Source organism: Nostoc sp. 'Peltigera membranacea cyanobiont' 213 (assembly GCF_002245975.1).
In the GTDB taxonomy this organism is placed as follows: Bacteria; Cyanobacteriota; Cyanobacteriia; order Cyanobacteriales; family Nostocaceae; genus Nostoc.
Map to the genome: position 1 here is coordinate 1 of NZ_NOLI01000220.1, position 8040 is coordinate 8040.

The 8040-nt window shown below is 38.8% G+C and carries 5 protein-coding genes; 2 read left to right on the forward strand and 3 right to left on the reverse strand.

What is annotated here, in order from left to right; genetic code table 11:
- The first annotated feature begins 551 nt into the window (after positions 1–551).
- Entirely contained in the window at positions 552–1844 is a 1293-nt protein-coding gene (locus CDG77_RS32315) for an ATP-binding protein (RefSeq protein ID WP_094333288.1), read from the forward strand.
- Complete coding sequence (locus CDG77_RS32320) at positions 1834–3618, forward strand: tetratricopeptide repeat protein (RefSeq protein WP_094333289.1); 1785 nt, start codon at positions 1834–1836, stop codon at positions 3616–3618. The genes CDG77_RS32315 and CDG77_RS32320 overlap by 11 nt, the downstream gene beginning before the upstream one ends.
- A gap of 218 nt (positions 3619–3836) precedes the next feature.
- On the opposite strand, the gene CDG77_RS32325 is transcribed toward CDG77_RS32320, so the two are convergent.
- From CDG77_RS32325 to CDG77_RS32335, 3 genes are all read right to left on the reverse strand, one after another.
- On the reverse strand, positions 3837–4919 hold the full coding sequence (locus CDG77_RS32325; protein ID WP_094333290.1) for a PstS family phosphate ABC transporter substrate-binding protein: 1083 nt from the start codon (positions 4917–4919) through the stop codon (positions 3837–3839).
- A gap of 267 nt (positions 4920–5186) precedes the next feature.
- Complete coding sequence (locus CDG77_RS32330) at positions 5187–6455, reverse strand: serine/threonine-protein kinase (RefSeq protein ID WP_223270099.1); 1269 nt, start codon at positions 6453–6455, stop codon at positions 5187–5189.
- 933 nt (positions 6456–7388) lie between these two features.
- Positions 7389–8015: a cytochrome c oxidase subunit 3 gene (locus CDG77_RS32335; protein WP_094333292.1), complete on the reverse strand. Its 627-nt coding sequence runs from the start codon at positions 8013–8015 to the stop codon at positions 7389–7391.
- Between the last annotated feature and the right edge of the window lie 25 nt (positions 8016–8040).

Sequence of the window (8040 nt, forward strand, 5' to 3'; positions counted from 1 at the left end):
GGGGTGGGGTTCAGTACCTACATCAACTGAGAACCGCTATATCTCAGTAAAGACGCAATAAATTGCGTCTAAAAAATTTGACACGTTAGAGAGACGCGATAAATCGCCGTCTCTACAAAGAATGTACTCGTCAATTATTCCTTGACAGACTACTAACTAATAGTAACAACAGCTACCATCACATCGGCTAGAGGGTGATGAGACGAAGCACACTAAAAATTTATTTTTATAACTGAAAATTTTATTTTATTTATATGTTGAGTAGCTTTCAGTATTTTATCTGTATAATCCATCATTCAGTCTAAATTATCGAATGTATAATCTGTCATTCAGTCTGATTGATTATTGACCTCTATTACTTATTAATAGGTTGAAACTTTGGTATTAGGGCATCTCTTTTTAAGACATAACATACTACTCACTTAGTAGTTATTTATTAACGTAATTTGAGGAGTTATGTAGGCAGACTCTATTCTAGACATTGCTTTAACTTTTGCTACATAAATCATGAGCCATTATATGAATAGCTAGCACGTTTACGGCACTTTCCGATGTCTCAAGACTTATTAAACTCCTTTCAAGAAGCATACAGCAATCTCGAACTGTTTCCGTTGATGGAACGGAACGAAATGGAAAGATTTAGAGTCGAATATGGTGATGATTTAATTGCAGACCTTAACCAATTAGTGGAAGATAGTCCTAATGGAGATGGCAAAATTGTCTTTACAGGACATCGAGGATGTGGTAAGTCTACCTTGTTAGCTGAGTTTAGCCGACAAATCCAAGATAAATATTTTGTAGTTCTATTTTCTATTGCTGACAAAATTGAAATGTCGGCTGTTAATCATATTAATATACTGTTTGCGATCGCAGTTAATTTGATGACAGAGGCAGAAGCCCGCAAAGTTGATATCCCACACTCTACTAAAGAAGCCCTTTATAAGTGGTTTGCTACTCGCACTCGCACTGAAGAATCAAATTTACAAGCAGAAGCTAGTATAGGTTTTGACCTCTTAAAATTGATTAGCTCTAAATTAAAAGCTGATGCTAGCGTTCGGGATGAAATTAAGCAAGAATTTGAACGCAAATTATCAGATTTAGTTGCCAGAATTAATGAAATAGCTGCTTTAATTCAAGCTGCAACTCAACAAAATGTTTTAGTTATTATTGATGATTTAGATAAGCTTGACTTAGGAAGAGTTAATGAAATTTATCGAGATAATATTAAAGCTCTCTGCCAACCTAACTTTCAAATTATTTACACCATCCCCATCGCAGTCCTTCGGGAAACATTTATCAGCACAATAATTACCACTGAAACCAACGATCAGGTTGTGGCAATGCCTGTTTTAAAAATTTTTGATAAAGGTAAAAATCGCTTTCCTAATGCCCAACCTCGCCCGGAAGCAACAAAGATTCTTGGTGAAGTTTTACAAAAACGGATTCCCAGTGAATTAATTGCGGCTGAAACTGCTGAAAAAATCGTGATTTACAGTGGTGGCGTGTTGCGAGAGTTAATTCGGATCTCTAAGGAATGTTGCCGTATTTGTTTACGGACTATCCGACGAAATCCCTCAGCCGAAGTTATCATTGATGATAAAATTCTTCTTCAAGCAATTAATAAAATTCGCAATGATTTTTCTATCCGTTTAGGAAAAGTTGATATAGATATTTTGCAGAGTGTTTATGAACAATTCATGCCCAATGACCCCAAACAAGCAGAGTTTTTAGATTTGCTACATGGGCTATATGTCCTAGAATATCGGACTGATGAAACTTGGTACGATGTTCATCCAATCATTATCGAAAGTTTGAGAAGACAGGGAGCCATTAATGTTCAATGAAGAATCATTAGATAATCAGGGAGAAAATCAAGATGCGTATGACGATTTAATTGTTTCTATTGAAGCTCAAAGACGGGGATTGAATCTGCTGATTGCAGTTTGCGATGATGCTAGCTTTCGTGATGAAATTATTGCCCAATATGAAGCTGAACTACAACCTGCATTCCGTCCATATCGAGTGACTTTAGCACGTCAGGAACCGAGCCTAAAAGCTGCTCTTAACCAACTGTTACAGCAAGAAGAATATCTTCGTCAGCAAAACCAGGCGGTGATTACTGTGACAGGTGCTGAACAACTTTATTTTCTCAGATTGGGAAATGAGCAATCGGAACAGGAGAAATTTTTTGGTTACTTGCAATGGACAAGGGAAGGATTGCGTGAGTTTCCCTTTGCGATAGTGCTTTGGGTAACTAATCAAATTTTAGTTAACCTGATTAAAAAAGCGCCTGATTTTTGGAGTTGGCGTAATGGTGTATTTCGATTTGAATCTCAAAAGACGAATGCTATTCCTGGTAAAGAATTAGAACCTATACGTTTTGTTTTTCGAGATACAGAATTAGCCAGCACAGATACTAATGAAAATAACCCCTTTTTCTTGCCTATTCAAGATTTACAAAGACTAATCGAGAAAATAGAACAGGAACGGGGGACTAAAGATCCAACCTTGGCTACTTTATACTCAAGATTGGGCGATATTTACCACAGTAGATTAGATCGGGGTGAATCTCAGAATTATCAAGAAGAACAGGAATTAGCAATTAAGTATTGGCGAAAGGCGAGTGAGCTACAAAATGAATTAGGTTTGCAGATAGACTTAGCTAATAGCCTCAACAATTTAGCCGGAATATATCGTGCAACAGGACACTACAGCGAAGCTGAACCCTTATATAAACAAGCTTTAGAACTTAGAAAACGCCTGCTAGGAGACAACCATCCTTCTTTTGCTACTAGCTTGAATAATTTGGCGGGACTTTACAAATCTACTGGCCAATATAGTAAAGCAGAACTGTTATATCAAGAAGCTTTAGAACTAAGAAAACGTCTCTGGGGAGAAAATCATGCCGATGTTGCTGTCAGTCTGAACAATTTGGCATTACTATATGATGAACAAGGGCGTTATGACGAAGCAGAACCTCTGTATCTGCAATCATTAGAAGTTGAAAAACGTTTGGTTGGTGAAAATCATCTTACTTTCGCTCTTATACTAAATAATTTAGCGCTACTTTATTATCATCAAGGACGTTACAGCGAAGCTGAACCGTTGTCGCAACAAGCAATAGAGTTAGATAAGAGATTTTTGGGAGAAGAAAATCCTGATGTTGCAACAGATTTGCACAATTTAGGATTGATTTACCGCGCTCAAGGACGCTACGCTCAAGCTGAAACAGTATTTTTGCAATCATTAGAACTCAAGCAGCGTCTATTGCAAAAGGCGCATCCACTTTTAGCCGATACTATCTACGCTCTTGGTTATATGTACAGGGAGCAGGGGCGTTATGGTGAGGCAGAATCTTTATGTATAAAAGCCTTAGAACTAGATAAGCACCTTTTGGGAGAAAATCATCCTAATGTTGCCGAAAGTCTTAATAATTTGGCAGAAATTTATCGTGAAACCGGACGTTATGGTGAAGCCGAGCCGCTTTATTTGGAAGCTTTAAGTATTTGTGAGGGAGTGTGGGGTGTAAATCATACTCGTAGTGTCACTATTCGTCAAAATCTAGAAAAACTAGCCGCAGCAATGGAGAATAATGGAGAGTGCGATCGCATTACATAAAGCAACAATATCATTTATCGATAACTTATCAAACAAGTATTGAGCGAAAATCAACAAATAGCATCTAATACTGATAAGTGGGTAGACGTAATTAAATATAAGAGTAAACCTCACCCTCAATACCTCTCTTTAGTAAGGAGAGGGAAGCCGGAGGCAGGGTGAGGTTTTATATTTAATTTGACCCACTTATTTACAGTCTTAATTATTATCCAAATCTACTAGCGAACCCCGACGAAACCAGCTTGCTCAATTGCTCTTTGCCCTTGGTCAGTTAATAAAAGATTGGTATATGCATTTCCAATCTGCTGTTCCCGACCTTTATTCTGCTTAATAATCACAAACAAATTAGCAATTATGGGATAGCTGCCATTTTTGACAGCCTGAGTATTTAGCTGGTTGCGCTGACGTGGACATTGCTCAGGCGATACCATAGGTTCCCTATAGGGGGGAATTAGCTGACCAGAAGTGCTACCCAATGGTAAAGCCTTCACACTACACTGAAATACTACTGAACGAGCAGAAGCGTAATACACACCGCCAGGAATTTTACTGAGTTGGCGCACTGCCTCTGTAGCAGAGTACACATATTGCACATTCGAGCCAAGTGCTTCCCCTTTCAAGTCGCTGTTGGTTGAGAATATTACTGTATCTGCGTCCTCTGGTCTTTGAGACAAAGGTGTGATGGGTAGGTTTGGCCCACCTACTTGATTCCAGTTAGTAATTCGCCCCAAATAAATCTGGTGCAATTGGTCAACAGTTAAACCTGATACTTTCAGTGATGGGTTGACTACCACTGCGATCGCATCCATACCTACCTGATGTTGCTCAAGGGTGAAGCCTCGCGCTTTTGCCATAGCTTGTTCTTCATCTGTAAGAGGACGAGAAGACTGAGCAAAGTCTAGTTTCCCATCAAGTAACATCCGAATGCCTGAGCTAGAACCAGGGCTAGCATTAACAGGGTCTACGTAACGTAATTTTAGTTCGGGGCGATCGCTCTGGATCTGAGAATCTACCAATTGCCGGATAGATGCCCAAGCCGTACTTCCTCCGTAGTTAAATGAGGCAGTGGGGACATCTGTAATTGTCTGAAAATTGGATGCAGTAGCAGTATTAGAGACGGACTTTAAACTTTGATTAGAAGAAGAGTCAACACTGTTGCGGGATAATAAATTTGGCTTTAGTAACCACCAAAGCAATCCGCCAATAACCATAAGTGTCAGCACTTTCCCAATAATCAAACCTCTAAGAAAGAGGGCTATTTCACCGTTAATTAAAGCTTTTTTTTGATTTGTATTGTCCATATTTTTAAATATTGTTTATTGTATTCATCTTACAGGAATCTCTAGGTATTTATCCTAGAATAATATTTAGATTCAATGTGAATATCTAATAGCTAGTTAATAGCTATCTTTATGATTGCTGTTAGATTCTTAACTTTTTCTAATGTATGACTCATATTTTATTTTTGAAAAAACTCAGTAGGACTCAAAGAGCGTTCTTTACTATTGTTTCTTGCCATCTAAGCAAATAAATATGGCTACACCACGCTGCGCGAACAAAAATCAAAGTTAACTGTTATGGTGAGATTCCGTTTGCTCTTTAGTAGTCTTTGTAATGCTGCAATTGCTTTTGCAGACTCCTCTTTTGGCTATTAAGCGATTCACATTAACATTAGTTAACCGTTGCTCAACCAATTTTTCTATAAAATTATTTAATTGAGTGGGTTGGTTTGGAGATGATGCACCTGTATTAATAAATGTGTAGATTAAAACTATCACTATCAAACTAGTGGTGGCACCAAGCCCTATTCCTAGTAGCAAGATAAAGTTTCTATAACTTAGCAAATAAGTATCATCAGTGTTTTGGTTGATGCCAACAGATTTTGAGGATTGTGGCAGTTCCAGATCGGAATTAAGTGCTTCCAAAGCTTCCGATGCCGACTGATAACGCTGGTTATAGCGATCGCGAACCATTTTATCTAAAATATTTGCAAGGCCATCACTTACCTGTGCGCGATCGCGCCAAAGAACTTCTCCAGTATTGGGATCTTCTTGTAGTTGATCGGGTATTAAACCTGTCAAAGCTTGAATGCCAATCATCCCGACTGCATAGATATCGCTGCAAAGTTTTGGCTTTCCCTTAGCCTGTTCGCTAGGCATATAGCCAGGAGTTCCAACAGCAATTGTTAAGCCTGGTACCAAAGCACCAATTTTCTTAATACTCCCAAAGTCAATTAGCACAATCTTTCGATCGGAGTACCGCCGCATTAAATTTTGGGGCTTGATATCCCGGTGAATAATGTCATTTTGGTGGACAAATGCCAGCACTTCCAGGATATCTTTTAATAAGTTGAAGACTGTATTTTCGCTAAGACGCTGACCTGGTACAATTTCTTGAGTCAATGCATGACCATCAATAAATTCCTGGACTAAATAGAAATCTCCATCTTCATCAAAATGGGCAAACAGTCTCGGAATTTGATCGTGATCGTTGCCTAGTTGGTATAAAACTTCCGCTTCTCGATCGAATAAGCTTTTAGCGATGGGTAGAACAGCAGGATTGGAATCTTTTGGTTTTAAATGTTTGACAACACAATGAGGTTGTCCTGGTAAATCCAGGTCTATGGCTAAGTATGTATCACCAGAACCTCCACTTCCTAAGTGTTTAATAATCTCAAAGCGATTCCGAAGTGTTTTTCTGGCGAAAGAGTATTTATGATGTCTGTTCCGTCTAGCACTTGCTAACAAGTAAGTATTACCAGATTGTCCGCTTCCCAGCAGTTTGACAGTCTCAGAGCGACTGCGGAGTGTTTTTCTGACTAGAGGGTTCTGGCTCATGTGGCGTATACTACTTGTTAATTTACTGACCATTCAGAGCTTGGGTGAGGGTATGAATATCAGCCGCTAGATTTGTTGATATTTGAGCTAGCCAGCTTGTTAGGCAACCTCTGCTTTAGAGCAGTTTTATGGTTAGCCTCTTGAATTGGTTTATTTAATACCTTTATAGGTATCTTACATATAAAATTTGTTTTCGGAATAATTTAGTAAATTCTATCACTTAAGTAAATTTAACACCAGTTTATAGTATAGGAATCATATTTGATTTTTGAACAAAATTAGGTATTGTAGGGGAGCCAGTATTGTAGGGTGCGTTAGAACGAAGTTTGTAACGCACCATTATCGAGGGTTTGGTCCCGTACTCTCCGTATAACTTTAGGTAGAAGACAAGATTCAGGATTTAAGTAAATTATTTTAATTTTTGGGTTCACTTATTGAACAAAACCTTGAACAGAGGAATTTAATGGACTAAGTATAGTTGCAGTATCCACTGTAACTTTATTAATACATACATTTCGAGAAAGCAAGAACTTATACCATTTTTGTATGAAGGTGCGCCGAACTATATGAGGAACGAACCGCAAAGGACGCAAAGGGCACAAAGAAAGAAATAAGAAGCAAAGGAAATTTGGCGTAGCTTCACAAAGAAATGGTATTAGGACTTACGGATTGACAGAAAAGACCAAGTATAGATGATTTGAAAACCATATTCGTCGTAGGGGCAATTCATGAATTGCCCCTACGACGCGGGTCTATTTGCCATCAATGAATTGATTAATAAAAACCTGAAACGGCTTATTTAGGTTTATACACAAAATAATTATTTTGTAAAGTACGTAAGTCCTAGAACTGTATTTACTGTTCATTAAAAAAGCCCCCTACTGGGGGCATGTTTAAGTTGTTCGCGTGGAGTAAACAACTAATAATTAATACTCACAGTAGATACAGTAATCCGAACAAAATAATCCAAATCACGTCAACGAAGTGCCAGTAGATTTCGGCTGCTTCAATGCCAAAGTGCTTTTCGTTACTGTAGTGACCCGGAGTGCGCGATCGCCACAACACAGCAACAATTGCCAAAACGCCGATGGTAACGTGCAATCCGTGGAAACCAGTCAAAACGTAAAATGCACTAGCAAATAAATTGGTAGTTAAACCAAATTCTAAATGGGTATATTCATATACTTGACCCACTAAGAAAGTAGCGCCCATGAGAGCGGTAATTGCTAACCAGATTCGCGCACCCCGCGGATCGTTCTTTTTAATAGCAGTATCAGCATTGTGCATGACAAAACTACTAGAAATTAGATTGATGGTGTTGACTCCAGGTAGCAATAGTTCTAATTCTGGAGTCCCTGCTGGCGGCCACACAGGTAAGGTAGCACGGAAAGCCAAGTAAGCTCCGAACAGCCCCATAAAAATCATCCCTTCAGCAATCAGGAAGACATATAGCCCAAACAGGCGATGGTCTGGATGTTCTTCATGATGGCCGACGGACGCTTCCGCCGCGTGATGATGATTGAGTTCGGTTTTAGCTGGGTCAATAGTTTGACTTTGCATGAATTTTTTAAAGGATAAATTGGGG

Coding starts and splice junctions, on each gene's coding strand:
- CDG77_RS32330 (WP_223270099.1), bottom strand. CDS start 6,455: ATGAGCCAGAACCCTCTAGTCAGAAAAACACTCCGCAGTCGCTCTGAG.
- CDG77_RS32325 (WP_094333290.1), bottom strand. CDS start 4,919: ATGGACAATACAAATCAAAAAAAAGCTTTAATTAACGGTGAAATAGCC.
- CDG77_RS32320 (WP_094333289.1), top strand. CDS start 1,834: ATGTTCAATGAAGAATCATTAGATAATCAGGGAGAAAATCAAGATGCG.
- CDG77_RS32315 (WP_094333288.1), top strand. CDS start 552: ATGTCTCAAGACTTATTAAACTCCTTTCAAGAAGCATACAGCAATCTC.
- CDG77_RS32335 (WP_094333292.1), bottom strand. CDS start 8,015: ATGCAAAGTCAAACTATTGACCCAGCTAAAACCGAACTCAATCATCAT.